A 24,293-nucleotide genomic window follows, 5' to 3' on the forward strand; every position below is an offset into this window, starting at 1 on the left:
GCATGGAAGAATGCGCGGCATGCTGCGTTGGCTCACCGCTGGTGAATCCCATGGCCCCTCCCTCGTCGCAATTCTCGAAGGACTTCCGGCCCACGTCCTCGTCACCACAGACGACATCAATGACTCGCTCGCCCGGCGTCGTCTCGGCTACGGCCGAGGTGCACGGATGAAGTTCGAGCAGGACGTCGTCCGCTTCATCGGGGGCGTGCGCCACGGTGAGTCCCAGGGTGGCCCCGTGGCCATCGAGGTGGGCAACAGCGAGTGGCCGAAGTGGGAGAAGGTCATGTCGGCCGACCCCGTGGACGCCGACGAGCTCGCCAGCTCGGCGCGCAACGCCCCGCTGACCCGCCCCCGTCCCGGTCACGCCGACCTGGTGGGGATGCAGAAGTACGACTTCGACGAGGCCCGCCCGATCCTCGAGCGCGCTTCGGCCCGCGAGACCGCGGCGCGGGTGGCGCTCGGTCGCGTGGCGTCCAACTTCCTCGAGCAGGCCGTCGGTGCCCGCATCGTCTCCCACGTCGTCGAGCTCGGTGGTGTGCCCGCTCCGGCCGGCTCGGTGCCGGCCCCCGGCGACGTCGCCCGTCTCGACGAGGATCCCGTGCGCTGCCTCGACCCCGAGGCCTCCCGAGCGATGGTCGAGCGCATCGACCAGGCGCACAAGGACGGCGACACCCTCGGCGGCGTCGTCGAGGTCGTCGTGCACGACCTGCCGCCGGGCCTGGGCTCCCACGTCCACTGGGACCGCCGTCTCGACGCCCGCCTGGCCGGTGCGCTGATGGGCATCCAGGCCATCAAGGGCGTGGAGGTCGGCGACGGCTTCGAGCTCGCGGCGACCCCGGGCTCGCTGGCCCATGACGAGATCGTCTCCACCGAGGACGGCCTGCGCCGCACCTCCGGTCGCTCCGGCGGCACCGAGGGTGGCATGTCGACCGGCGAGGTGCTCCGCGTCCGTGCGGCCATGAAGCCGATCGCCACGGTGCCGAGGGCACTGCGTACGGTCGACGTGTCCACCGGCGAGGCCGCCGTGGCGCACCACCAGCGCTCCGACGTCTGTGCGGTCCCGGCCGCCGGAATCGTGGCGGAGGCCATGGTGGCGCTCGTCCTGGCCGACGCCGTCATCGAGAAGTTCGGCGGTGACTCGGTGGCCGAGACGCGGCGCAACTTCGAGTCGTACGTCGAGCACCTGAAGTTCCGGTGACCGGCCCGCGCGTCGTGCTCGTCGGCCCCATGGGCGCCGGCAAGACGACGGTCGCCCACGTGCTCGGTGACGCCTGGGGCGTCACCGTGCGCGACACCGACGCAGACATCGTGGCCCGCGAAGGTCGGTCGGTCCAGGACATCTTCGTCGACGACGGCGAGAGCCACTTCCGTGACCTCGAGGTCGAGGCCGTGGCCGCCGCGCTCGCTGAGCACGACGGCGTCCTCGCCCTCGGCGGTGGAGCCGTGCTGGACGCCCGCACCCGTGAGCGGCTGTCCGGGCACCGCGTCGTCTTCCTCGACGTCGGCCTGTCCGAGGCGGTGAAGCGGGTGGGGCTCGGCGCCGGACGTCCGCTCCTGCTGGGCAACGTCCGCGCCCGCGTCAAGGCGCTCCTCGACGAGCGCACCCCCGTCTACGAGTCCGTCGCGACCCTCCGGGTCGAGACCGACGGACGCACCCCGCAGGAGATCGCTGCGGAGATCATGGAGGCCCTGTCATGACCCTCGGCGCACCCCGCGACGTCTCGACGCTGCACGTGGGGGGAGCGAGCCCGTACGAGGTCGTCGTGGGTCGCGACCTCGCCTCGCTCGTGCCGGAGATCCTCGGCGACTCCGTGCAGCGGGTCGCCCTGCTGTACGCCGGTGAGCTCGGCGCCCTCGCCCAGCCCGTCGCGGACGCCCTCGCGCCGCACTACGACGTCCTGGCGCTTGGCCTGCCCGACGGTGAGCAGGCCAAGACCGCAGCCGTCGCCAACGACTGCTGGGAGGCCCTCGGGGCAGCTGGGTTCACCCGCTCCGACGCGGTCGTCACCCTCGGCGGGGGAGCGACCACTGACCTGGGCGGGTTCGTCGCGGCCTCGTGGCTGCGCGGGGTCCGTGTGGTCCACGTGCCCACCACGGTCCTGGCCATGGTCGACGCGGCGGTGGGCGGCAAGACCGGGATCAACACGGCCGCAGGCAAGAACCTGGTCGGCGCCTTCCACGAGCCGGCCGGGGTCCTCTGCGACCTGGCGCTGCTCGAGACCCTGCCGCGCGACGAGCTGGTCGCCGGCCTGGGGGAGGTCGTCAAGTGTGGCTTCATCGCCGACCCCGAGATCCTGACGATCGTCGAGGGCAGCGACCCCGCCGCCCTGACGCCTCGCTCCGCCGAGCTCCGTGAGCTGGTCGAGCGGGCGATCCGCGTGAAGATCGACGTCGTGGTCGACGACCTCAAGGAGGCCGGTGGCCGCGACGGCCACCCCGGCCGTGAGGTCCTCAACTACGGACACACCATGGCTCACGCCATCGAACGCGCCACGGACTACAAGGTCCGGCACGGGGAGGCTGTGGCCATCGGCTCGGTCTTCGTCGCCGAGCTCGCCCGCCTGGCAGGGGTCCTGGATCCCGCCCTCGTGGACCGGCACGTGAGCGCATTCAGCCGCGTCGGACTCCCGGTGGGCTTCGCGGACGCCGACTTCGACGAGCTGCGCTCCGCGATGGCGGTGGACAAGAAGGCCCGGGGTTCGCAGCTGCGCTTCGTGGTGCTGGAGGATCTCGCGACCCCGCGGATCCTGGCGGGCCCGTCCGAGGAGCACCTCAGGGCGGCGTACGACGCCATGGTGGCGCGGGCATGAGCGCTCCACGGGTGCTGGTGCTGAACGGCCCCAACCTCGGCCGGCTGGGGCGTCGGCAGCCCGAGATCTACGGCACGACCACCCACGCCGAGCTCGCGGTGCTGTGCCTCACGTGGGGCCACGAGCTGGGACTGGCGGTGGAGGTGCGTCAGACCAACCACGAGGGAGACCTCCTCGACTGGCTCAACGCCGCGGCCGACGAGCAGGTGGCGGTGGTGCTCAACGCGGGTGCGTGGACCCACTACTCGCTGGCGCTCCACGATGCCTGCGCCCAGCTGGAGGCGCCGCTGGTCGAGGTGCACCTCTCCGACCCGAAGGCGCGCCCCGAGGTCTTCCGGCACACCTCGTACGTCGAGCCCTTCGCCGCAGCGACCTTCGCGGGGCACGGCGTGGAGGGCTATCGGATGGCCCTGGAGTTCGTCGCCTCCCGCTAGCCCGGAGGCGCGGTGGGACACCGGTTTCCCGGTGTGGCGTGCGCGCCACTAGAATCGCCAGTCGGCCCTGCAACCCCGAGACGAAGGCGGCACCCCGCTCATGGCAAGCACCAACGACCTCAAGAACGGCATGGTTCTCAACCTGGAGGGCCAGCTCTGGTCCGTGGTCGAGTTCCAGCACGTGAAGCCGGGCAAGGGCCCCGCGTTCGTCCGCACCAAGCTGAAGAACGTCGAGTCGGGCAAGACCGTCGACAAGACCTTCAACGCCGGCACGAAGGTCGAGACCGCCAACGTCGACAAGCGGACGATGCAGTACCTCTACAACGACGGCAACTCCTACGTCTTCATGGACGTGCAGACCTACGACCAGATCGAGGTCTCGCCCGAGTCGGTCGGCGACGCCAAGAACTTCCTCCTGGAGAACCAGGAAGCGATCATCGCCACCAACGAGGGTCGGGTGCTCTACGTCGAGCTGCCCGCGTCGGTGGAGCTCCTCATCGCCGAGACCGAGCCCGGCCTCCAGGGCGACCGCTCCACGGGCGGCACCAAGCCGGCCACGCTGGAGACCGGTCACGTCATCCAGGTCCCGCTCTTCATGACCAGCGGCGAGAAGGTCAAGGTCGACACCCGCGACTCGTCCTACCTCGGCCGCGTCAAGGCCTGACGGACCGGCTGGTCTCGACACCCATGGCTGCCCGCAGCAAGGCCCGCAAGCGCGCCCTTGACATCCTCTTTGCCTCCGAGCTGCGCTCGGAGGACCCGGTGGACGCCCTCGACAAGGCCGTCGCCGACGGCGAGGGCCCCACCAACGCCTACACCGGTGAGCTGGTGCGAGGCGTCCAGGCGCACCGCGCCAGGATCGACGAGGTGCTCAGGCAGTACGCCCAGGGCTGGTCGCTCGAGCGCATGCCGGCGGTGGACCGCAACGTCCTGCGCCTCGGCGTCTACGAGCTGCTCTTCTCCGACGACGTCCCCGAGGCGGTGGCCGTGAGTGAGGCCCTGGCCCTGGTCCGGGACCTGTCGACCGACGAGTCGCCCACCTACGTCAACGGTGTCCTCGGCGCCGTGATGCGCGACAAGTCCGACCTGGTCTGACCTCAGGACCATCCACGTACGCGAGCCCCGACGACCTGGTCGTCGGGGCTCGCGTGGTCTCCAGGCGGTGGGGACCAGACCGTGGCCTCTAGGCGGTGACCGGTGCGGTGGCCAGTGCCACCGCCGAGCGGACCAGGTAGTCCTTCGCAGTGGCCCCGGCGATCGTGCGGATCTGGGGCGCGCCGGAGGCGTCCTCCTCGACCAGGAGGCCGACACGGGCCAGCTGGAGGGTCCCCAGGCCGGTGGCGTAGAGCAGGTTCGCCAGGGCCGGGGGGTTGGTCACGTGGAAGTCCCCCGAGGCGCCACCCGCGACCAGCACCTTGGTCAGGATGCCGAGGCAGGAGGCCATCGCGCGGCCCAGCCGCAGCGCGGCCTCCTCGCTCACCTCGTCGAGCAGCTCTGGGCCCGTGCGGCGCATGAGCGTCTGCGCGCAGTCCACGAAGGCCGGATGGGCGAGTCCGTAGTCGGCAAAGGCTTCCACGAGGCGCTGGAGACGCACGGCAGGGACGGCCGAGGCGTCGTCGGCGAGGGAGAGGGCTGTGCGCAGCTCGTCGAGGTAGCCGACGAGCGTGAGCGCGAAGAGCTCCTCCTTGCCGCTGAAGTGGCGGTAGACGATCGCGCGATTGATGCCCACGGAGCGCGCGATGTCCTCGATCTGGGCGTCACCGAGGCCACGCTCGTCGAAGAGCGCCCGGGTGGCCGCGAGGATCTCCTGGGTGCGCTGGCGGCGGCGCGACGCCGCTGGGGTCCTCCCGCTGCGCTGCGCTGCGGGAGGAGTGGTGCTCTGCTCCATGGGGGGAGTGTAAGTCTTCGTGCAACCGCGTGTGACACCTGAGTGGCACGGGGTGGCGCCTGGCTGGCATGACCCGGCACCGGCGTCGAGTCGGGGTCGTGTCGGGGGCCGGGCGTACCGTGTCACCTGTGGTGGACGAGGGCTCGGAGCGGATCTGGCGGCCCGCCTGGGCCTGCCCGGTCGGGACGCTCCTGCGCCAGCACCGACGAGGGGCGGGGGACCCGACCCAGCGCGTCGACGGCGCCACGACCTGGCGGGCCGCACGTACGCCCCTGGGCCCTGTCACGCTCCGGGTGGAGCCCCTCAGTGCCGAGGGTGTGGTGCGGGCCCACGCGTGGGGCCCGGGGGCGGAGTGGGCCCTCGACCAGCTGCCTGCCCTGCTCGGTGCCGAGGACGACGTCACGCGCTTCGACCCGCGTACGCCGCTGGTCGCGGAGGCGTGGCGGCGGTCCGCGCACTGGCGTCTGGGGCGGACCGGCCTCCTCCATGAGTCCCTGCTGCCGTCGATCCTCGAGCAGAAGGTGACGGGCCAGGAGGCCTTCGCCTCCTTCCGACGCCTCGTACGGCGCCACGGTGATCCGGCGCCCGGTCCCGGCGCCGCCCTGGGGCTGCACGTGCAACCGTGCGCCGAGGTGGTGGCCCAGCTCCCCTCGTGGGAGTGGATCCAGCTCGGTGTCGACCACGCCCGGTCGAGCACCGCCGTCCGGGGTGCGCGTCTGGCGGGGTCGCTCCAGCGGATCGTGGAGCGTGAACCGTCCAGGATCGACGCCGCCCTGCGTTCGATCCCGGGGATCGGGGTGTGGACCAGCGCCGAGGTCCGCATGCGGGCCCTGGGGGACGCCGACGCCGTCTCCTACGGCGACTACCACCTCGCCACGCAGGTGGGGTGGGCGCTCGGGCACACCGTCTTCACCGACCGCGACCTGGCCGACTACCTCGCCCCGTGGGCGCCGCACCGCGGGCGCGTGGCACACCTGCTGCGGGGCATCGGGATGTCGAGACCCCGACGTGGGCCGAAGCTCGCACCGCGTACACACCTGCCGGTGAGGCGCTGAGACGCCCGCTGAGCCACCGATGGACCGGCCGGCCCATCCGGGCCGCGCACTGAGCAGTCAGAGAAGCAGGCCGTCAGAGAAGCGGGCGGAGCGGACCCAGCAGGAACTCGGTGATCTTGCGGTGCCACTCGCGCCCGTCCCACTCCTCGCGGGTGAGCTCGACGGCGTTGGTGAGGTCGACGCGGTAGATCTCCTCCATCGCGGCAGCCATGTTCTCGTCGATGATCTCGATGTTGATCTCGTAGTTGCCCGTGAGGCTGAGGCGATCGATGTTGGCGGTGCCCACCGTGGTCCACCGGCCGTCGATGGTGGCGGTCTTGGCGTGCACCATCGCACCCTGGTAGCGGAAGATGCGGATCCCCGCCTCCAGGAACTGGGCGTAGAGCCCACGCGAGATCCAGTCAGCCACGATGTGGTTGGAACGGTGGGGGATGAGGATGCGTACGTCGACGCCGCGGGCCACCGCGGCAGCCAGGGACTCGGTGAAGTCCTGGTCGGGGATGAAGTAGGCGTGTGTCATCCAGATGTGGTCGCCGGCGCGGTCGATCGCGTCGAGGTACATGGCGCGGATCGGGAACATCATCAGCCGCGGGGTGTTGCGGGAGAGCCGGATGTGGGCCTCCCACGTCGTCGGGGCCCCCAGCAGCAACGGCTGTTCGCTCGGCCTCAACCGGTGCCGGCGGTGGAGGTTCCAGAAGTCCGCGAACGCGCGCTTCAGGTCCCAGACCGCAGGGCCGGTGATGGCGATGTGGGTGTCGCGCCACTCCGTGGCGTACGGCGCCCCGATGTTGTAGCCGCCCACGAAGGCGACGGTGTCGTCGACGACCAGCACCTTGCGGTGGTCGCGGCCGTAGTGGCGGAAGTCCCAGAACCGGAAGCCCGCGTTGTAGATCGGGAAGCGCAGGACCGACATGTTGGAGGGGAAGCGCTTGAACCGTGGCGGGACGACGAGGTTCGCGAAGGCGTCGTAGATGCAGTAGACCTGCACGCCCCGGTCCGCGGCAGCCGAGAGTGCGCGCTTGAACGCCTCGCCGATCTCGTCCGACTTCCAGATGTAGGTCTCGAAGAAGATCTGGTGCTGGGCGCCGTCGATCGCGGCCAGCATCGCGTCGTACAGGTCCTGGCCGTAGGTGTAGACGGTGACCGACCCGTCCTCCACCTCGACGTTCGCGGGTGCGCTGCGCGGGAAGGGCTTCGAACGGTTGCCGCGGCGGCGGTACTTGTCGACCACCGTGAGGCCGATGGCCAGGGCGAAGGGGGTGACGAAGAGCGCCACCAGGACGCCGCGGACCACTCGGACCACACGGGCGGACAGGGGACGACTCACGCGGCCACCCTAACGTCGACGGCACCGGACGGGTGTCCCTCCCGCGGGGTGTCGACCTCCACGCGTGGGAGCGAGCTCGGCAAGGAGGTCAGCTCACCTTGAGGCCGGCGAGGGTGCGCTGCAGGAGCTCGAGGCGGTCGTCGTGGCTGGAGCGAGCGGTGAGGGTGCGACGCACCGAGACGTGGCCGTCGGCCACGAGGTCGCCGACGAGCACGCGGACGACTCCGATGGGGAGCTCCAACGCGGCTGCGACCTCGGCCACGGAGCGTCCGTCACAGAGCTCGAGCGCTCGGGCGTGCTGGCCGAAGACCTGGGCCTGTGAATCAGGGGTGGTCACCAGCGTGGCCTCGAAGGGGAGGTCGACGCGGGGCACCGTACGGCCACGGGTGAGGGTGAAGGGGCGGACGAACGCCGGAGGAGCCGGCTCACCGGCATGCTTGCCGCGCGGAGCGTCGTAACTGGCCATGAACACATGATCGCTCACCGACGTGGGTGGAAACCAATCCTCTGGCCACGATGTGGGCCACTCCACACCCCCAGGGCCCAAGAAGGTTCTCGACGGTGCCCGTCGACGCGCAGCCGGGTGATCTTCCCGGAGGCTGCGGTGGCGACGGCCGGCCTCCGGAGAGGCCGGCCGACGTCGACAGGGGTGGAGCGTCAGGTCAGCCGACGGGGAGCTGGCTGGCCATCCGCTCGAGGGCGTACTCGGTGACGCGGATCAGGGCGCCCTTGGCGGACTCCCGGTCGCGGGCGTCGATGCGGATCATCGGCACGTGCGCGGGGAGTGCCAGGGCCTCGCGCACGGCCTCGAGCTCGAACTGCGGGCCCTGGTCGAACTGGTTCAGCGCGACGATGAAGGGCAGACCCTTCTCCTCGAAGTAGTCGAGCGGCGAGAACGCCTCGTCCAGACGGTTGGTGTCGACCAGCACGATGGCGCCGATCGCGCCCAGGCACAGGTCGTCCCACATGAACCAGAAGCGCTTCTGGCCGGGCGTGCCGAACAGGTAGAGGATGAGGTCCTCGCCCAGGGTGATGCGTCCGAAGTCCATGGCCACGGTCGTGGTGTGCTTGGACGGCACCTGCGAGATGTCGTCGATGCCCACGGACTCGTCGGTGACGAGCGCCTCGGTGCGCAGGGGGTCGATCTCGGAGACGGATCCGACCAGGGTCGTCTTGCCGACGCCGAAGCCGCCCGCAATCACGATCTTGGTGGATGCGGCGCCACGGGAGTTAGAAGGCTCGAAGTCCACGGAGGGTCCTTTCGATCAGGTCGCGACGCTGGTCACTGGAGGAGTTGGAGGAGATGGTTGCCTGCACGGCCACGTGACCGGCTTCGATGAGGTCCGCGAGCAGCACGCGGACCACGCCGATCGGCATGGAGACGAGCGCCGAGACCTCGGCAACCGAACGAAGGTGGCACACGTCCACGACGTGGGCGATCGAGGCGTTGGGCCACGACCGACCGTGGGCGTGCTCCTGCAGGCGCAGGGTCGCCTCGACGGGGAGGTCCACCTTGGGCTTGGTGCGCCCTGCGGTGATCGTGAAGGGACGGACGATCCGCGGTGCGGGGGCGTCGTCCCAGTCGTCGTCAGTAGCCATGTGGGTTCACCCTCACGCGGTCGGCTGGGGCACTCGCGCCGTCGCCTGGACCATGCGGCCCACACGCTCGACGAGAAGGGCCATCTCGTAGCCGACCTGGCCGATGTCGGCGGAGTCCTGGGTCAGGACGGCGAGGTTGGACCCGTCCCCGACGGCCATGAGGAGCAGGTAGCCCAGCTCCATCTCGATGACCGTCTGGAGGACCGGGCCACCCTCGAAGAGGCGGGAGGCGCCGACGGCCAACGAGGCGAGACCCGACGAGACCGCCGCGACCTGCTCGGCACGGTCGGCGGGGAGGCGGTCGCTGGCGGCCATGAGCAGGCCGTCCGCGGACACCAGCACGGCGTGGGCGGTGCCGGGAACCTCCTGGATGAACTTGGTGACGATCCAGTTCAGTCCGGTGTCCTGGGCGTGTGCGCTTTCGTTGGTCATGCCGGACCTTCCTTCTGGGTGTTGGTGGTGGTGACGGATGCGGTGCGGCCGCGGGAGACCCCGGCTGCGTGGGCTGCCAGGCGCTTACGGATGGCTTCCGGGTCGCGCGTCGGGGCGGTACGCGTCGGGGCGACGCTGCCCGGGACCAGGCGTCGGCCCGGCTGACGCTGGGGGAGGCCGGAGGTGGCCGTCGGGACGACCTCCGACTCGGTGGCCCGGTGGGCGGCGTGCCAGCCCGCGTCGGCGGTGGTGCCGAACGAGGCCTGGGTGCCTCCGAGCCAGCCCGTGGAGGGAGCCTCCGTCGGCGGCGGGGTGATGCTGTGGGAGCCGGGCGAACGCGTGGGGAGCGAGCCGTTGCTCAGGCCGTTGCTCAGGCCGTTGTGCGAGCCCTCGTGGGCCACCGGCGCCACGACGGCAGGTGCCTCGACGGGCGTGGGGTCCGTGACCTCGACCTGCGTCGCGCTGGCCTCGTCGACCACGAGCTCGGCAGACTCCATCGTGGACGCCTCGTCCACCTGGCGGTCCGTCTTCCTGGGAGTGTCCAGGCCGAGCGGGTCCTCGGCGGAGATCTGCGGAGAGGGCTCGGTGGCCGGAGCCGACTTCGCTGCGGAAGACCCCTGCGCTGCAGCGCGTGCTGCACGCACCTCTCGCAGCGACACCATGCCCAGGGCGCCACTCTCGGCCTTCCCGTTGGAGGAGCCGTCCTCGCCGGTGGCACGCGCGAACAAGCTCACGTTCTCGTCGGGCTCGGGTGCGGCGACCGGCTCGGGCGCGGCGACCAGGGCCACGGGCTCCGGGACTGCGACGGGCTCGGCGACCGGCTCGGGCGCGGCGACGGCGGGCGGAGCCTGCGCGGTGTCAGCGAAGAGGCTGCCGCCGGCGGGGGCGACCGCTGCCTGCCGACCGGGCACGGTGGCACCGGGCCGACGCTTGGGCAGACCGGTCACGGCACTGATGGCCGCGTTGATCTGCTCGACCTGACGGTCCTCCTGAGGCGCCGGGGCGACCTCGGGTGCCTTGGCGACGGGTGCGGGTGCGGGTTCGGGAGCATTCGTCCAGCCGTTGCTGCGCTGCGGCAGGGGGTCCGTCAACGGATCACCCAGCGGCGTCGGCAGCGGGTCGTTCAGGGGGTCGGGGCGAGCAGCGGGAGCTGTCGGAGCGACGGGCTCCTGGATGACCGGCTCGGCGACGACGGGAGGAGCCATGGTCGGGGCAGGTGCCTGCTTGGGCACCTCCGGGGCGGCCTGCACGCTGTGAGCGGTGGGCACGTCGATGGGCGGCGGCACGGTGACGACCGTCTCCGGCTTCGAGCCACCGACCAGCAGGGAGTCGGGGATGCCCACGGTGGCGGTGACGCCACCGCGACCGTTCTTCGTCAGCCTGACGTCGAGCGAGTGGCGCTGGGCCAGACGGCTCACCACGAAGAGGCCCATGCGTCGGGCGGCGTCGGGGGTGATGCCGACGTCGGAGCGCAGCATGGCGTTGAGCTGGTCGAGGACGTCGTCCGGCAAGCCGAGGCCACCGTCGGAGATGGAGATGACGGTCTGACCCACGGCGCTCGTGGTGCTCACGTTGACCGGCTCGGTCGGCGGCGAGAACGAGAGCGCGTTGTCGATGAGCTCGGTCAGCAGGTGGACGATGTCGTTGGCGGCCGCACCGACGAGCTGCTCGGAGGAGCCGCCGCGCATCTCGACGCGCTGGTACTCCTGCACACCGGCCGTGGCGGCCTGGAGCGCGTCGTTGACCAGCAGGCTCTGACCGTCGCGCTGGCGGACCGGTGCGTCGGAGAGGATGACGAGGCTCTCGGCGGTACGACGCTGGCGGGCAGCCAGGTGGTCCAGCCGGAAGAGGCTCTCGAGGCGACGGGGGTCCTGCTCGTCGCGCTCAAGCTCCTCGATCAGGCCGAGCTGCTGGTTGATCAGGGAGGTGTTGCGACGCGAGAGGGTCACGAACATCTCACCGACCTGCGTACGGAGCTGCGCCTCACCCTTGGCGAGGTCGACGGCGGTCTGGTGGAGCTCGTCGACAGCTCGGGCCAGCTGGCCCATCTCCTCGTTGGTGTGCACAGGGATCCGGTCGATCGTGCCCGGGTCTCCGCCGGAGCGGATCGTGGCGACCGCCTGCGGCAGCTTCGTGCTGGCCACCTCACGGGCGCTGTCGCGCACGGTGAGCACCGGGCGGGTCATCACGCGGACGATCAGCCAGGCCAGGACCATCGTGGTGAGGAGGGAGGCCGCGAGGATGATGATGTTGAGGATGGCCTTCGAGCGCGCCTCGGCAGCGCTGGCGTCCAGCGCTTCCTCGGACTCGGTCAGGACCTGGGACTGAAGGCTGTCGTAGACCTTGAGGGCGTCCTCGTAGACGAGCTCGCCGGTGCCCTTCTCGACGGTGTCGAAGCGCGAGGCGTTGAGCGAGCGCAGGTCGAGGACGTCCGGGGCCTGCTCCCTGGCGCGGGCCAGCTGCGCGACGGCAGCTTCCTCGACGCCCAGGGCCGACAGGACGTCGGAGGAGTTGGTGATGCGGTTGCCCTGGTAGGCGACCTGGAGCTGCTGCATCGTGAACGCGAGCCGGCCGTCCATCACGTAGCCGATCTGCTGGAGCACGGGCTCCGGGGCGTTCTGGCCGTTGATGATCGACTGGTAGAAGTCGCTCACGCCGTTGTGCAGCTGGCGCACCTGCGAGAGCGACTGGAGCAGCGTCACGTAGGCGCGGCCGTCGCGGAGCTGGTCACTCAGCGCCACGAGCCCTTCGAGCTGGGCCTTCTGGTTGTCGGTGAGGGCCTCGTCGTCGATCTGGGCCTCGAGCCGCTCGGCTGCCTTGCGGACCTTCTCGACTGCTTCCTTGCGCGCGGGAGAGTTGGACGCCGACTCGGAGCGCGCGACGACGGTCGCGGACTCGGCGGCGTACAGGTAGTCGATGGTGGGGCCGAGTACGCCGATCTGTCCGGCCGTGGCGTGGTACTGATCGGCGACGAGCCAGGCCTCGACCGACTTGTCGACCGCGAACCACGAGGCGGCGACCATCGGGAAGGCGAGGGCGAGGGCGATCTTGTTGCGCAGCTTCCAGCCGGAGACGCGCCACCCGGCGCGGGACCTCACGCGCTCGACGTCGGAGGTGTCCGACGAGGACGACGACACGCCGTTCTTCTTCGTTGCCATGAGCTCTCCGGTGGGTCTCTCTGGTGGATCGTCCGTAAAACGGCTGGACCGCGGATCGGGCCCGGACGACAACATAAGGACCAAGACCGTCCTGTGTTCGCGGAATGGCAGGACTGGTGTGACGAAAGTTGCCCACGGGGGCTCGTGCTGCTACCAGTCGAAGGCGCTTGCCTCGGCACGCCGCCCAGAGGGCCGAGCACCGTCGAGCGAGGCGGGGGCGCGTGGGTGCGCCTTGTCGGCCGGGCCGCGTACGCTCGAAGCATGCGGCCAGTGAGCGACCTGGAGCGCCGGGTGGCGCCCTTCACCGTCAAGTCCGACTACCAGCCCTCGGGTGACCAGCCGACGGCGATCAAGGAGATCTCCGAACGCATCCGGGCGGGCGAGAAGGACGTGGTGCTGCTCGGTGCCACGGGCACGGGCAAGACGGCGACCGTGGCGTGGGTGACCGAGGAGCTCCAACGCCCCGTGCTGGTGCTCCAGCCCAACAAGACGCTCGCCGCGCAGTTCGCCAACGAGCTGCGTCAGCTCTTCCCCGACAACGCCGTCGAGTACTTCGTCTCGTACTACGACTACTACCAGCCCGAGGCCTACGTCCCGCAGACGGACACCTACATCGAGAAGGACTCCTCGATCAACGAGGAGGTCGAGCGCCTGCGGCACTCCGCCACCAACTCGTTGCTCACGCGCCGCGACGTCATCGTGGTCTCGACGGTCTCGTGCATCTACGGCCTGGGCACGCCGCAGGAGTACGTCGACCGCATGGTGCGACTCCGTCGGGGCCAGGAACAGGACCGCGACAAGCTGCTCCGCCAGCTCGTCGACAACCAGTACACCCGCAACGACCTGAGCTTCACCCGAGGCACGTTCCGGGTCCGCGGCGACACCGTGGAGGTGTTCCCGGTCTACGAGGAGATGGCGATCCGCATCGAGTTCTTCGGTGACGAGGTCGAGCGGCTGATGACCCTGCACCCGGTGACGGGCGAGGTCCTGACCGAGGACGACGAGATCCATGTCTTCCCCGCCACGCACTACGTCGCCGGACCTGAACGCATGGAGCGGGCGATCAAGGGCATCGAGGCCGAGCTCGTCGAGCAGCTGGCGACCTTCGAACGGCAGGGCAAGCTCCTGGAGGCCCAGCGGCTGCGGATGCGCACCACGTACGACATCGAGATGATGCGGCAGGTCGGCTCCTGCTCCGGGATCGAGAACTACTCGATGCACATGGACGGTCGCAACCGAGGGAGTGCGCCCAACACGCTCCTGGACTACTTCCCCGAGGACTTCCTGCTGGTCATCGATGAGTCCCACGTCGCCGTGCCGCAGATCGGCGGCATGTACGAGGGCGACATGTCGCGCAAGCGCAACCTCGTCGAGCACGGCTTCCGTCTCCCGTCCGCGATGGACAACCGTCCGCTGCGGTGGGAGGAGTTCCTCGACCGCATCGGGCAGACGATCTACCTCTCCGCGACCCCGGGCGACTACGAGCTCGACCGGGTGGGCGGCGCGCAGAACGCGGTGCAGCAGATCATCCGCCCGACCGGACTGATCGACCCCGAGGTCATCGTGAAGCCCACGAAGGGCCAGATCGACGACCTGATCCACGAGATCCGCGAACGGGTCGAACGCAACGAGCGCGTCCTGGTGACCACCCTGACGAAGAAGATGTCCGAGGACCTCACCGACTACCTGCTCGAGGCCGGCATCCGCACCCGCTACCTCCACTCCGAGGTCGACACCCTGAAGCGCATCGAGCTCCTGCGTGACCTGCGGCTGGGGGAGTACGACGTCCTCGTCGGCATCAACCTGCTCCGTGAGGGCCTCGACCTGCCCGAAGTCTCCCTGGTGGCGATCCTGGACGCCGACAAGGAGGGCTTCCTCCGCTCGGACAAGTCGCTGATCCAGACGATCGGTCGCGCGGCGCGCAACGTCTCGGGACAGGTGCACATGTACGCCGACCGGATCACCCGGTCGATGGAGTCCGCGATCGACGAGACCAACCGACGCCGTGCCATCCAGGTCGCCTACAACACCGAGCACGGCATCGACCCGACGCCGCTGCGCAAGAAGATCGCCGACATCACCGAGATGCTCGCCCGCGAGGACGAGACGACCCAGGAGCTTCTCCAGACCTGGGCCGACGTCGGCCAGAAGGGCCGTGCGGGCGGGGTCAAGCCCAAGGGCTCGCCGACTCCGATGCTCTCCAAGCTCCACCACGACCTGCCTGACACGGCAGGGGTCCCGAGCTCCGACCTCGCCGAGCTGATCCAGCAGCTGACCGACCAGATGAAGACGGCGGCGGCCGAGCTCCAGTTCGAGGTGGCCGCGAGGCTCCGCGACGAGATCAGTGAGCTCAAGAAGGAGCTGAGGCAGATGATGGAGGCGACGAAGTGAGTGCGGTCCGCGAGGTCCAGATCACGTTCGACGCCCACGACCCCGACCGGCTCGCGAGGTTCTGGGCGGAGGCGCTCGGTTATCGGCTCCAACCTCCGCCGCCGCCCTTCGCCAGCTGGGACCAGGCGCTCGAGGCGTGGGGTGTGCCGCCCGAGGCGCGCAACTCCAAGTCGGCGATCGTCCCACCAGAGGGAAGTTCCGGTCCCCGGGTCTTCTTCCAGCAGGTCCCGGAGAGCAAGAGCGCGAAGAACCGGGTCCACCTGGACGTGCGTGCCGCCCAAGGAATCGAGGGCGGTGCCGCCCTGGAGGCCCTGGAGGCCGAGTGCGCTCGACTCGTGGAGCTCGGGGCCGCGCGGGTGCGGCGTCACGAGCCAGGTGAAGAGCTCGGAAGCGACGGCTACATCGTCATGACCGACCCCGAGGGCAACGAGTTCTGTCTCGACTGAGTCTGGATGTCGTGGCGGTCGACAGGAGTGGGCGTCGCCCACCCCGTGCTCTAGGGTGACGTGCATCACACTCGGGCTGAGGGGGGCGCATGAGTGTCCTGGAGACGGACCTGCTGGTCATCGGCGCCGGGCCCACAGGGCTCTTCGCCACCTACTACGCGGGCTTTCGGGGGCTTCGCGTCGCCCTGGTCGACTCGCTGCCCGAGCTGGGCGGTCAGGTCACCGCCATGTATCCGGAGAAGCTCATCGCCGACGTGGCCGGCTTCCCGGCGGTCAAGGGGCGTGACCTCGTCGCAGCGCTGGTCGCCCAGGCGAGTGCCACCGATGCCACCCACCTGCTCGGGCGAAGTGCCCTCACGCTGCGCCACGACGGGGAGACCGTGACCGTGGGCCTCGACGACGGGACGCAGGTCCGGGCCGCTGCGGTCCTGGTGACGGCCGGGATCGGCACCTTCAGCCCGAGGCCCCTGCCGGTCGGACCGGAGTGGGTGGGACGCGGCGTGGAGTACTTCGTCCCCGACTTCGAGCCCTACCGGAGCCACGACGTGGTGGTCGTCGGCGGCGGGGACAGCGCTTTCGACTGGGCCCAGCACCTTGAACCGGTGGCCGCATCGGTGACCCTCGTCCACCGTCGTGCAGCGTTCCGGGCCCACGCTCGTACCGTCGACGCCGTGCGCGAGTCGTCGGTACGCCTCCTCACCTGCGCCCAGGTCGTCGACATCCGTGGCAACGAGACCGTGGAGGCCGTGGTCGTCAGGACCGACGACGGACACGAGGAGGTGCTGCCGTGCCGGGCGGTCGTCGCTGCCCTCGGTTTCGTGGCCGACCTCGGTCCACTCCAGAGCTGGGGGCTGGAGACGTCCAAGCGCCACGTCGTGGTCGACAGCGCCATGCGTACGTCCCTCGATCGGGTCTTCGCAGCAGGCGACGTGACCGACTACCCGGGCAAGGTCCGGCTGATCGCCGTCGGCTTCGGTGAAGCGGCGACGGCGGTGAACAACGCCGCCGCCGTGATCGACCCGTCGGCCCACGTCTTCCCGGGGCACTCCAGCGACGCCTGAGTCCGCCGCGGTGCGTGGCTCGGGGTCGTCCGATCGGCGCCACCCTGCACGACCTCCCACCCGGCGGCCGTGGAACAGTACGTGGGTCAGGTTCGTTCACTGGCAGCAGAGACGTTACCGAGGCGACGCGTGGTAAAAACGCGGGTCACCAGTTCAGGAAGGCCGAGACGTTGCGCGTTGCACTGCTCTCCTACCGCAGCAAGCCCCATGTCGGCGGTCAGGGGATCTACCTCCGGCACCTCAGCCGCGAGCTGGTCGCGCTGGGCCACGAGGTCGAGGTCTTCTCCGGCCAGCCCTACCCGATCCTCGACGAGGGCGTGAAGCTCACGAAGGTGCCCTCGCTCGACCTGTACCGCGAGCCGGACCCCTTCCGGGTGCCCAAGCTCCGGGAGTTCCGCGACCGCATCGACGTCGAGGAGTTCCTCACCATGTGCACGGCCGGCTTCCCGGAGCCGAGGACCTTCAGCAAGCGCGTCGCGCGCCTGCTCAAGGACCGCGTGGACGACTTCGACGTCGTGCACGACAACCAGGTGCTGGGTGACGGCATGCTGGCGATCGAGAAGATGGGCCTGCCCCTCGTCACGACGCTGCACCACCCGATCACCTTCGACCGCCGCGTGGAGCTGGCCGCGGCGCCGACCCTGCGCAAGAAGCTATCGCTGCGCCGCTGGTACGGCTTCCTGCGCATGCAGGGCCGCGTCGCGCGCCGTGCCCGCAAGATCCTCACCCCCTCGGAGTCGTCGAAGCGCGACATCGCCACCGACTTCGGCGTCGACCCGGCGCGGATGCAGGTGATCCTGCTCGGCGTCGAGGACTCGTTCGTCCCGCCGACCACCCCGCGGGTGCCCGGCCGCATCCTGGCGATGGCCAGTGCCGACGCCCCCATGAAGGGCATCTCGACGCTTCTCGAGGCGTTCGCCAAGCTGCGTACCGAACGCGACCTCTCGCTCGTCCTGGTCACGAAGCCGGCCCAGGGCGGCCGCACCGAGCAGCTCATCGAGAAGCTCGGCATCGGCGAGCACGTCAGCTTCGTCTCCGGCGTCTCCGACGCCGAGCTCGTCGAGCTGATGGGCTCTGCCGAGCTGGCCTGCGTCCCGTCGTTGTACGAAGGGTTCTCGCTGCCCACGGCCGAGCTGATGGCCTGCGCCACCCCGCTGGTCGTCTCACGGGCCGGTGCGATCCCGGAGGTCGTCGGCGCTGACGGAGAGTGCGCCGACCTCGTGACGCCCGGCGACGTGGGCGAGCTGACGCACGCCATCGCAGCGCTCCTCGACGATCCTGAGCGCCGGGAGCGGATGGGCGCGGCTGGTCGCCAGCGCGTCCTCGACATGTTCAGCTGGCGGGCGGTCGCCCAGAAGACCGCCGCCGCCTACCAAGAAGTGATCGACGACTACCGGGCCGAGAAGGCCCAGGGGGAATGACGTGCTGACCGTTGACTTCGACCGACTCGGCCTCCAGGCCGGGGACCGCGTGCTGGACATGGGCTGCGGCGCCGGGCGCCACGCCTTCGAGATGTACCGCCGCGGCGCGGACGTCATTGCCTTCGACATGGACGTCGAGGAGCTGGAGAACGTCCGCAACCTCTTCGTCGCGATGAAGGAGGCCGGCGAGGTCCCCGAGGGCGCGGAGGCCGACGTGAAGGAGGGTGACGCGCTCTCCCTGCCCTTCGCCGACGGCGAGTTCGACCGGGTCGTGGCTGCGGAGGTGCTCGAGCACATCCCCGCCGACATCCAGGCCATCCAGGAGCTCGTCCGCGTCCTCCGCCCCGGCGGCACCTTGGCGGTCTCGGTGCCCCGCTGGCTGCCCGAGGTCATCAACTGGAAGCTCTCCGACGACTACCACAACGTCGAGGGCGGACACATCCGGATCTACACGGACAAGGAGCTCACCGACAAGATCTCCAAGGCCGGGCTCACCTTCACGGGCAAGGACTACGCCCACGGCCTGCACTCCCCCTACTGGTGGATCAAGTGCGCGGTGGGCGTCAACAACGACGACCACCCGCTCGCCAAGGCGTACCACAAGCTCCTGGTGTGGGAGATCATGAAGCAGCCCAAGGTCCTCCAGCTCGCCGGCAAGGTCCTGGACCCGATGATCGGCAAGAGCATGGTCCTCTACTTCACGAAGCCTCTCAGCGCCTGATGGCCCACCCCATCCCTGAGGTCGACGGCATCCTGACCGCGGAGCAGGTCGCGCAGACCGCCGCCTCGATCGCGGCCATGCAGGAGCCGTCCGGTGCCGTCCCGTGGACCCCCGGGGACAAGGTCGACGTGTGGAACCACGTCGAGGCCGCCATGGCGATGCTGGTCGGTGGAGAGGTCGAGGCCGCCGAGCGCGCGTACGAGTGGGTGCTCCAGACCCAGCGCCCGGACGGCTCGTGGCCCATGAAGATCGTCGAGGGCACCGTCGAGGACGCCAGCGGTGAGACCAACATGTCGGCCTACCTCGCCGTCGGCGTGTGGCACCACTGGCTCGTACGCCGTGACCGCGCCTTCGTCGACCGGTACTGGCCGTGCGTGCGTGCCGGGCTGGACTGGGTCGTCTCGCTGCAGCTTCCCTCCGGTGGCATCGCCTGGTCGCAGGAATGGGTCGACGGTCGGCCCGGACGGATCAACACCGACGCCCTGGTCGCCGGCTCGTCGTCGATCCACCATGCGCTGGCCGCGGGGTGCGCGCTGGCTGAGCTCGTCGGTGACCCCCAGCCCGAGTGGGAGTTCGCCGGGGCGAGACTGGCGCACGCCCTGCGGGAGCACCGTGACCTCTTCCTCGACAAGTCCGAGTTCTCGATGGACTGGTACTACCCGGTCCTCGGCGGCGCCGTCCGCGGTGCGGCCGCGGACGCTCTCTTCGAGGAGAAGTGGGACGTCTTTGTCGAGGACGGGCTCGGCATCCGGTGCGTCCGGGAGAACCCGTGGGTGACGGGCGCCGAGACGTGCGAGCTCGTGATGTCGCTGGAGGCGAACGGTGACCGTGAACGCGCCCTTCGCCTCTTCGCCGACATGCAGCACCTGCGGCACGAGAACGGCAGCTACTGGACCGGCTGGGTCTTCCCCGACCAGGTGAACTGGCCGGGGGAGCAGACCACCTACACCGCGGCCGCGGTGATCCTGGCGGCTGACCAGCTCTCGCGGGCGACGCCGGGTTCCGACATCATGCGCGGCGAGACGCTGGTGACGTTCGGCGACCTGGGCGCGCGGTGCGGCTGCGGCTCAGCCGACTCCCGTTTCGTCGCCGGCATCTCCTGACGTCCGACGCAGCACTCGCATCGATCCCAGCCGCTCGTCCTCGGTGAAGCAGCCGCTCTGCAGCGCCCGCAGGAACACGTGGTACGGCGGCTGTCCGCCCTCAGCCGGGTCGGCGAAGACGTCGTGGATGACCAGGAGCCCATCCGCCATCACCCAGTTGGCCCACCCGGTGTAGTCGTTCTGGGCGTGCTCCTCGGAGTGGCCGCCGTCGATGAAGAGCAGGGAGAGCGGCGTACGCCAGTGCCGGGCGACGGTGAGGGACTGGCCCACGACGGCGACGACGTGGTCCTCCAGCCCTGCGTCCTCGATGGTGCGCCGGAAGAACGGCAGCGTGTCCATGCGCCCGGTACGGGGATCAACCACCTCGGCGTCGTGGTGCTCCCAGCCGGCCTGGTTCTCCTCGCTGCCGTGGTGGTGGTCCACGGTGAAGACCGTGCCGTCGACCTGCGCCGCCGCAGCGCCGAGGTAGACGGCGGACTTGCCGCAGTAGGTGCCCACCTCGAGGGCAGGTCCGTGGGGAAGTCGCTCCACAGCCCGACGGTGCAGCAGCAGCCCTTCGTCCTCGGGCATGAACCCCTTGGCCGCCAGTGCGTGGTCGAGCAGGGCGGGCGGCATCGTCGAGGTGGTCACTCCGCCATTGTTCCCAACGGCTCGTCGGGCACCGCCGCGGGTCCCGACACGTGTCGCCGGCGGTGCCAGGTGAGGTAGTTGGCCAGGGCCCGGACCATGTGGGAGGTGCGGGTGGTGTTGAAGAGGTCGAAGGCGTGCTGGGCCCCCGGGAGCTCGGCATAGACGACGTGGGCCCGCGACTCGCGCCGCAGCGCCTCGACGAAGAGCCGCGCCTGCTGGACGTCCACCAGGGAGTCGGTGGCCCCGTGCACCACGAAGAAGTCGGGTGCATCCTCGGTGATGCGCAGGATCGGTGAAGCGGCCTCGAAGGGCTCGGGGTCGGTGGCGTAGGAACGCATGAGCACTCGCGGTCCCAGGAACCGGTCGCGCATGGTTATCGCGCTGCGCAGGCCGGTGGCACCGGCGAAGTCGAAGACGCCGTAGATCGGAGCCGCGGCCTGCACGCTGGTGTCGGCCTCCTCGAAGCCCGGCTGGTACTCCGGCGCACCGGGCGTGAGGGCCGCGAGGGCCGCGAGATGTCCGCCTGCAGAACCACCGGTGACCACGACGTAGTCGGGGTCACCGCCGTGCTCGGCCACGTGCTCCTTGATCCAGGCGATGGCCTTCTTCACGTCGATGATCTGTGCCGGGAAGGGGTCTCGCGGGGCGAGCCGGTAGTTGATGGCCACGCAGATCCATCCCAGCGATGCCATGTGCTGCATGAGCGGCACCCCTTGGTGCTCCTTGGTGCCGATCGTCCACCCGCCGCCGTGGATCTGCAGGAGGACCGGCGCGGGGGTGCTGGGAGTCTCCGCCGGTAGGTAGAGGTCCAGCAGTCCGCGGCGACCAGCGGGGGAGTACCGCACGTCCCGCACGATCCGGACTCCAGGGTCCGGGCGCGGCAACGGGTTGACGCGGCGGCCGAGCGTACGCGTGGTGTCGCGCGCCGTGATCGGCTCCAGGCCGTCGAGCGGGCCGAGGGCGCTGAGGGCGTCGTTGAAGCCCTGGGGGCTCCTGTTGCTCTGCACCACTTCGCGTGCCAGGCCCACCGTGCTGAAGGCTGCGAGGGCGAGTCCCGGCCACGAACGTCGTCCGCGCAGGAGGTGGACGGCCGTGTCCATTGAGTTCACCGCGAGGATCTGCGGCGCGAGCTCGGTGGTCAGGAACCCTGCCAGGAACGACAACGCCCCACCACGGTACGACCGGGAGGGGCGAAGGGAGTTGGCGGTCAGCGCGGCGACGATGGCCTGGCGTACGAGGTAACCCACGGCGCCGATGCTAGCCGCCCACCCGAAGCGGTGTCAGGACTCCAGCGGCCAGCCGCGGTCGGCCCAACCCATCGTGCCGTCGGAGACGTTGATCGCCTGTCGCCCCTGCGAGCGCAGGAACTCGCACACCTGGCGGCTGCGGTTGCCACTGCGACAGATCACGAGCAGGGGGCCGTCAGGGAGCTCGTCGATCCGCTCACCCACCTGACCCATCGGGATGTGCACGGCGCCGGGAACGTGGCCCGCGGCGTACTCGTCGTCCTCACGCACGTCGAGCACGAACGCACCCATGGCGTGCTCGGCGGCGAAGGAGTCGAGGTCGATCTCGCCCGACTCGGCGGCGGCGATCTGACGACGCGCCTCGTCCATGTCGATGGCGCGCACCCCGGAGATCAGCTCCTCCAGCGCGGTGGCGGGGAGGGCGCCGGGCTGGGAGAAGACCAGGATGCCGTCGCGGAAGGCCATGATCGTGGGGATCGACGAGATCTGGGCCATCGCAGCCAGCTCGCGCTCCGCCTCGGTGTCGACCTTGCCGAAGACGATGTCGGGGTGCTTCTCCGACGCTGCCTCGAAGACCGGTGCGAACTGCTTGCACGGGCCACACCAGTCGGCCCAGAAGTCGACGAGCACGATGCCCTCGCCGGTCACGATGGATTCGAAGCTGGAAGCGGTGAGCGCCTGCGTGGTCATGCACCGCACGTTACAAGGTGCACACGAGAAGGTGCACACGCCTGGCGTCCACGGGGAGCGACGAGCGAGCGGGGGAGTGACCCGTCGAAAGAGGCCAGTCGCTGAAATCACATGGTCTACCAATGGTCCACCTCCGCCCCTCCTCCTTTTTGGGGATGAGGCGCCATTCGGTGACGCGCCGGAGCGGCGTTGCCCTTGGATCGGTGTAGCGACCACCGTCGCTCGCCTGCGGCTTCAGCACCCGAAGGCAGTCTTCTTTCACACCCGTGGGGTCCGGCGCGCTGCCGTCGTGCGCCCACGTGGGGGTCCCGCATGTCCATCTCCACCACTCGTCGCGGTCTTCTGGCTGCCTCGGCCTGGGCAGTTCCGACCGTCGTGGTCGCGGCTGCCAGTCCCGTTCACGCGACTTCTCTGTCCCAGTGCCGTGACGTGAACTACACCCTGAACTGGGCTGGCGCCGGCTACTCGTTCAGGCCCAACGCGACCGGCGCCCCCACCGGCGCCGGCCTCGGCACTGCTCCGGCCACGCTCACGACGCAGGGCTTGACGGCTTCCCAGATCGCCGCAGCCAAGCCCTTGGTGGTGACGGCGACCAACGCCTTCACCGGCGCTCGGATGCGGGGGGCCACCAGCGGCAGCTACCAGAACATGCGCGTGTCCCCGGGCAACATCGGTGGCCTGCGCTCGCGTGGCCTCACGTTGCTCCAGGACCTGGGAACGAGCAGCTCGTCCCACGGCGCGACCTCCCTGGTGCGCCAGGGTCACAGCCAGGTGCTCACGCTCGGCTTCAACCGACCCGTGAAGAATCTGCAGTTCACCGTCACGGACATCGACAGCGCGAACGGGCAGTACCAGGACCGACTCATCGTGAGTGGTACCCGGACGTTCACCTTCGCCAGCGCCCTCACCGGCAACGGCACGCCCGCCACCACTCAGGCCGCCACCGCCTCGACGTGGCCCTTCCGCAACACCGGGACCAACAGCTCCTACGACCCCGCAACCTCGGGAGCGGGCAACGTGACGGTCAACTACGGTCCCACGACGGGAGTGAGCACCGTCCAGGTGACCTTCTGGAACGACCAGGCGGGCAACAACCTGGACAACAACGGGCTCCAGGGCATCTTCATCTCGGACCTGACGTTCACCGCCATGACCTGCTGAGGCTCACCGCCATGACCTGCTGAGGCTCGGTGGCAGGCTCACCACTTCCGGGCCCGCCACTCGGGCAGGTGCTCGCGCTCCTGCCCGAGGAGGCCGTCCTTGCCGTGCCCCGGGTAGAAGTGGGTCTCGTCAGGCAGGAGGCCGAAGATCCGCTCCTCGACCTGGTCGATGAGGAGCTCGAACGCGTCGGCGTCGCCGAAGGTGGAGCCCACGCCGCCCGGGAAGAGTGAGTCTCCGGTGAAGAGGTGCGGGACGCCGTCACTGTCCCGGTGCAGGAGGCAGACCGACCCGGGGGTGTGACCGGCGATGGCGATCACGTCGAGGTCGACCCGGCCCACCCGCACGATGTCACCGTGCTCGAGGCGGCGAGCGGCCTCGACGCCTGTCTGCTCCTCGATCGCGTCGGCGTCAGGCGCCCCCGCGAAGTGCTCGGCTCCGGTCGCCTCGACCACCGCGGCCAGGGCCCGGTGGTGGTCCCAGTGCTGGTGCGTGGTGACGACCGTCGCCAGACCCCCTCCCTTGAGCAGGGGCAGCAGGACGTCGGGGGAGTCGGCCGCGTCGACCAGCAGCTGCTCACCGGACTCGGTGCACCGCAGGAGGTAGCAGTTGTTCGACATCTTGTCGTCGACGGCGACCTTGGTGATGGCGAGCGTGGACAACGTGCGGGTCTGGGGGTCTCCGCCGGGGGAGACGTCTCCCGTGTAGGACGTCATGGCCAC

General features: G+C 70.0%; 25 protein-coding genes and 1 pseudogene. 14 read left to right on the forward strand and 12 right to left on the reverse strand.

Features of this window, described 5'->3' with window-relative positions; translation table 11 throughout:
• The first annotated feature begins 19 nt into the window (after positions 1–19).
• The 6 genes from aroC (at position 20) to nusB (ending at position 4,339) form a co-directional block, all read left to right on the forward strand.
• Positions 20–1,198, forward strand: a complete 1,179-nt coding sequence (gene aroC, locus FCL41_RS07880; protein WP_137065526.1) for a chorismate synthase — start codon at positions 20–22, stop codon at positions 1,196–1,198.
• Positions 1,195–1,698 carry a shikimate kinase gene (locus FCL41_RS07885; protein WP_137065527.1) on the forward strand — a complete coding sequence of 168 codons (504 nt, stop codon included), beginning with the start codon at positions 1,195–1,197 and terminating at the stop codon, positions 1,696–1,698. The genes aroC and FCL41_RS07885 overlap by 4 nt, the downstream gene beginning before the upstream one ends.
• On the forward strand, positions 1,695–2,810 hold the full coding sequence (gene aroB, locus FCL41_RS07890) for a 3-dehydroquinate synthase (RefSeq protein WP_137065528.1): 1,116 nt from the start codon (positions 1,695–1,697) through the stop codon (positions 2,808–2,810). The genes FCL41_RS07885 and aroB overlap by 4 nt, the downstream gene beginning before the upstream one ends.
• The gene (locus FCL41_RS07895) at positions 2,807–3,244 is read left to right on the forward strand and encodes a type II 3-dehydroquinate dehydratase (RefSeq protein ID WP_137065529.1); all 438 of its coding nucleotides are present in this window, start codon (positions 2,807–2,809) and stop codon (positions 3,242–3,244) included. Before aroB ends, FCL41_RS07895 begins: the two co-directional genes overlap by 4 nt.
• Positions 3,245–3,344: 100 nt before the next feature.
• Positions 3,345–3,908 (forward strand): elongation factor P, encoded by a 564-nt coding sequence (efp, locus tag FCL41_RS07900; RefSeq protein WP_137065530.1) that lies wholly within the window; start codon positions 3,345–3,347, stop codon positions 3,906–3,908.
• Between the two features lie 23 nt (positions 3,909–3,931).
• Complete coding sequence (gene nusB, locus FCL41_RS07905; RefSeq protein ID WP_137065531.1) at positions 3,932–4,339, forward strand: transcription antitermination factor NusB; 408 nt, start codon at positions 3,932–3,934, stop codon at positions 4,337–4,339.
• Positions 4,340–4,427: 88 nt separating this feature from the next.
• Here nusB and FCL41_RS07910 read toward each other — a convergent pair whose 3' ends face one another.
• A complete protein-coding gene (locus FCL41_RS07910) occupies positions 4,428–5,132 on the reverse strand; it encodes a TetR/AcrR family transcriptional regulator (RefSeq protein ID WP_137065532.1) in 705 nt (234 codons plus the stop codon).
• 128 nt (positions 5,133–5,260) lie between these two features.
• Between FCL41_RS07910 and FCL41_RS07915 the strand changes: the two genes are divergently transcribed.
• The gene (locus FCL41_RS07915) at positions 5,261–6,187 is read left to right on the forward strand and encodes a DNA-3-methyladenine glycosylase family protein (protein WP_239021840.1); all 927 of its coding nucleotides are present in this window, start codon (positions 5,261–5,263) and stop codon (positions 6,185–6,187) included.
• A 73-nt stretch (positions 6,188–6,260) separates the two neighbouring features.
• Here FCL41_RS07915 and FCL41_RS07920 read toward each other — a convergent pair whose 3' ends face one another.
• The 6 genes from FCL41_RS07920 to FCL41_RS07945 form a co-directional block, all read right to left on the reverse strand.
• A complete protein-coding gene (locus tag FCL41_RS07920) occupies positions 6,261–7,514 on the reverse strand; it encodes a phospholipase D-like domain-containing protein (protein ID WP_212723099.1) in 1,254 nt (417 codons plus the stop codon).
• 88 nt (positions 7,515–7,602) lie between these two features.
• Complete coding sequence (locus FCL41_RS07925) at positions 7,603–7,980, reverse strand: DUF742 domain-containing protein (RefSeq protein WP_137065533.1); 378 nt, start codon at positions 7,978–7,980, stop codon at positions 7,603–7,605.
• Between the two features lie 196 nt (positions 7,981–8,176).
• The gene (locus FCL41_RS07930; protein WP_137065534.1) at positions 8,177–8,764 is read right to left on the reverse strand and encodes a GTP-binding protein; all 588 of its coding nucleotides are present in this window, start codon (positions 8,762–8,764) and stop codon (positions 8,177–8,179) included.
• Positions 8,745–9,113 (reverse strand): DUF742 domain-containing protein, encoded by a 369-nt coding sequence (locus FCL41_RS07935; RefSeq protein WP_137065535.1) that lies wholly within the window; start codon positions 9,111–9,113, stop codon positions 8,745–8,747. Before FCL41_RS07935 ends, FCL41_RS07930 begins: the two co-directional genes overlap by 20 nt.
• A 12-nt stretch (positions 9,114–9,125) precedes the next feature.
• Positions 9,126–9,545, reverse strand: coding sequence for a roadblock/LC7 domain-containing protein (locus tag FCL41_RS07940; protein ID WP_137065536.1), 420 nt, complete (start codon positions 9,543–9,545; stop codon positions 9,126–9,128).
• On the reverse strand, positions 9,542–12,703 hold the full coding sequence (locus FCL41_RS07945; RefSeq protein ID WP_170970221.1) for an ATP-binding protein: 3,162 nt from the start codon (positions 12,701–12,703) through the stop codon (positions 9,542–9,544). Before FCL41_RS07945 ends, FCL41_RS07940 begins: the two co-directional genes overlap by 4 nt.
• A gap of 261 nt (positions 12,704–12,964) precedes the next feature.
• Between FCL41_RS07945 and uvrB the strand changes: the two genes are divergently transcribed.
• From uvrB to FCL41_RS07975, 6 genes are all read left to right on the forward strand, one after another.
• Positions 12,965–15,094, forward strand: coding sequence for an excinuclease ABC subunit UvrB (uvrB, locus tag FCL41_RS07950; RefSeq protein ID WP_137065538.1), 2,130 nt, complete (start codon positions 12,965–12,967; stop codon positions 15,092–15,094).
• Complete coding sequence (locus FCL41_RS07955; protein ID WP_137065539.1) at positions 15,091–15,540, forward strand: VOC family protein; 450 nt, start codon at positions 15,091–15,093, stop codon at positions 15,538–15,540. Before uvrB ends, FCL41_RS07955 begins: the two co-directional genes overlap by 4 nt.
• Before the next feature lie 89 nt (positions 15,541–15,629).
• The gene (locus FCL41_RS07960; protein WP_137065540.1) at positions 15,630–16,601 is read left to right on the forward strand and encodes an NAD(P)/FAD-dependent oxidoreductase; all 972 of its coding nucleotides are present in this window, start codon (positions 15,630–15,632) and stop codon (positions 16,599–16,601) included.
• 170 nt (positions 16,602–16,771) lie between these two features.
• A complete protein-coding gene (locus tag FCL41_RS07965) occupies positions 16,772–18,022 on the forward strand; it encodes a glycosyltransferase family 4 protein (protein WP_137065541.1) in 1,251 nt (416 codons plus the stop codon).
• A 1-nt stretch (position 18,023) separates the two neighbouring features.
• The gene (locus FCL41_RS07970; protein WP_137065542.1) at positions 18,024–18,743 is read left to right on the forward strand and encodes a class I SAM-dependent methyltransferase; all 720 of its coding nucleotides are present in this window, start codon (positions 18,024–18,026) and stop codon (positions 18,741–18,743) included.
• Positions 18,743–19,846 (forward strand): prenyltransferase/squalene oxidase repeat-containing protein, encoded by a 1,104-nt coding sequence (locus FCL41_RS07975; RefSeq protein ID WP_212723100.1) that lies wholly within the window; start codon positions 18,743–18,745, stop codon positions 19,844–19,846. Before FCL41_RS07970 ends, FCL41_RS07975 begins: the two co-directional genes overlap by 1 nt.
• On the opposite strand, the gene FCL41_RS07980 is transcribed toward FCL41_RS07975, so the two are convergent.
• The 4 genes and pseudogenes from FCL41_RS07980 to trxA all read right to left on the reverse strand — a co-directional run.
• On the reverse strand, positions 19,811–20,476 hold the full coding sequence (locus tag FCL41_RS07980; protein ID WP_239021841.1) for a class I SAM-dependent methyltransferase: 666 nt from the start codon (positions 20,474–20,476) through the stop codon (positions 19,811–19,813). The genes FCL41_RS07975 and FCL41_RS07980 overlap by 36 nt on opposite strands.
• The gene (locus FCL41_RS07985; RefSeq protein ID WP_137065543.1) at positions 20,473–21,723 is read right to left on the reverse strand and encodes an alpha/beta hydrolase; all 1,251 of its coding nucleotides are present in this window, start codon (positions 21,721–21,723) and stop codon (positions 20,473–20,475) included. Before FCL41_RS07985 ends, FCL41_RS07980 begins: the two co-directional genes overlap by 4 nt.
• Positions 21,724–21,756: 33 nt before the next feature.
• Positions 21,757–22,014 (reverse strand): rhodanese-like domain-containing protein, encoded by a 258-nt coding sequence (locus FCL41_RS17425; RefSeq protein WP_239021864.1) that lies wholly within the window; start codon positions 22,012–22,014, stop codon positions 21,757–21,759.
• 39 nt (positions 22,015–22,053) lie between these two features.
• Positions 22,054–22,413: pseudogene (trxA, locus tag FCL41_RS17430) on the reverse strand (thioredoxin); the annotation flags it as partial.
• A gap of 429 nt (positions 22,414–22,842) precedes the next feature.
• On the opposite strand from trxA, the gene FCL41_RS07995 reads away from it, so the two are divergent.
• Positions 22,843–23,574, forward strand: coding sequence for a hypothetical protein (locus tag FCL41_RS07995; protein ID WP_137065545.1), 732 nt, complete (start codon positions 22,843–22,845; stop codon positions 23,572–23,574).
• A 38-nt stretch (positions 23,575–23,612) separates the two neighbouring features.
• Here the strand turns inward: FCL41_RS07995 and FCL41_RS08000 are convergent, their stop codons facing one another.
• Complete coding sequence (locus FCL41_RS08000; protein ID WP_212723101.1) at positions 23,613–24,287, reverse strand: MBL fold metallo-hydrolase; 675 nt, start codon at positions 24,285–24,287, stop codon at positions 23,613–23,615.
• Between the last annotated feature and the right edge of the window lie 6 nt (positions 24,288–24,293).

The sequence above is a fragment of the Nocardioides jishulii genome, assembly GCF_006007965.1.
GTDB classification, from domain to species: Bacteria; Actinomycetota; Actinomycetes; order Propionibacteriales; family Nocardioidaceae; genus Nocardioides; species Nocardioides jishulii.

Excerpts from the sequence above, each read along its gene's own strand:
- efp (WP_137065530.1), top strand. The coding sequence starts at position 3,345 with ATGGCAAGCACCAACGACCTCAAGAACGGCATGGTTCTCAACCTGGAG.
- FCL41_RS07935 (WP_137065535.1), bottom strand. The coding sequence starts at position 9,113 with ATGGCTACTGACGACGACTGGGACGACGCCCCCGCACCGCGGATCGTC.
- FCL41_RS07975 (WP_212723100.1), top strand. The coding sequence starts at position 18,743 with ATGGCCCACCCCATCCCTGAGGTCGACGGCATCCTGACCGCGGAGCAG.
- FCL41_RS07960 (WP_137065540.1), top strand. The coding sequence starts at position 15,630 with ATGAGTGTCCTGGAGACGGACCTGCTGGTCATCGGCGCCGGGCCCACA.
- FCL41_RS07910 (WP_137065532.1), bottom strand. The coding sequence starts at position 5,132 with ATGGAGCAGAGCACCACTCCTCCCGCAGCGCAGCGCAGCGGGAGGACC.
- FCL41_RS07895 (WP_137065529.1), top strand. The coding sequence starts at position 2,807 with ATGAGCGCTCCACGGGTGCTGGTGCTGAACGGCCCCAACCTCGGCCGG.
- FCL41_RS08000 (WP_212723101.1), bottom strand. The coding sequence starts at position 24,287 with ATGACGTCCTACACGGGAGACGTCTCCCCCGGCGGAGACCCCCAGACC.
- nusB (WP_137065531.1), top strand. The coding sequence starts at position 3,932 with ATGGCTGCCCGCAGCAAGGCCCGCAAGCGCGCCCTTGACATCCTCTTT.
- FCL41_RS07940 (WP_137065536.1), bottom strand. The coding sequence starts at position 9,545 with ATGACCAACGAAAGCGCACACGCCCAGGACACCGGACTGAACTGGATC.
- uvrB (WP_137065538.1), top strand. The coding sequence starts at position 12,965 with ATGCGGCCAGTGAGCGACCTGGAGCGCCGGGTGGCGCCCTTCACCGTC.
- aroC (WP_137065526.1), top strand. The coding sequence starts at position 20 with ATGCTGCGTTGGCTCACCGCTGGTGAATCCCATGGCCCCTCCCTCGTC.
- FCL41_RS17425 (WP_239021864.1), bottom strand. The coding sequence starts at position 22,014 with ATGGGTGCGTTCGTGCTCGACGTGCGTGAGGACGACGAGTACGCCGCG.
- aroB (WP_137065528.1), top strand. The coding sequence starts at position 1,695 with ATGACCCTCGGCGCACCCCGCGACGTCTCGACGCTGCACGTGGGGGGA.
- FCL41_RS07925 (WP_137065533.1), bottom strand. The coding sequence starts at position 7,980 with ATGGCCAGTTACGACGCTCCGCGCGGCAAGCATGCCGGTGAGCCGGCT.
- FCL41_RS07945 (WP_170970221.1), bottom strand. The coding sequence starts at position 12,703 with ATGGCAACGAAGAAGAACGGCGTGTCGTCGTCCTCGTCGGACACCTCC.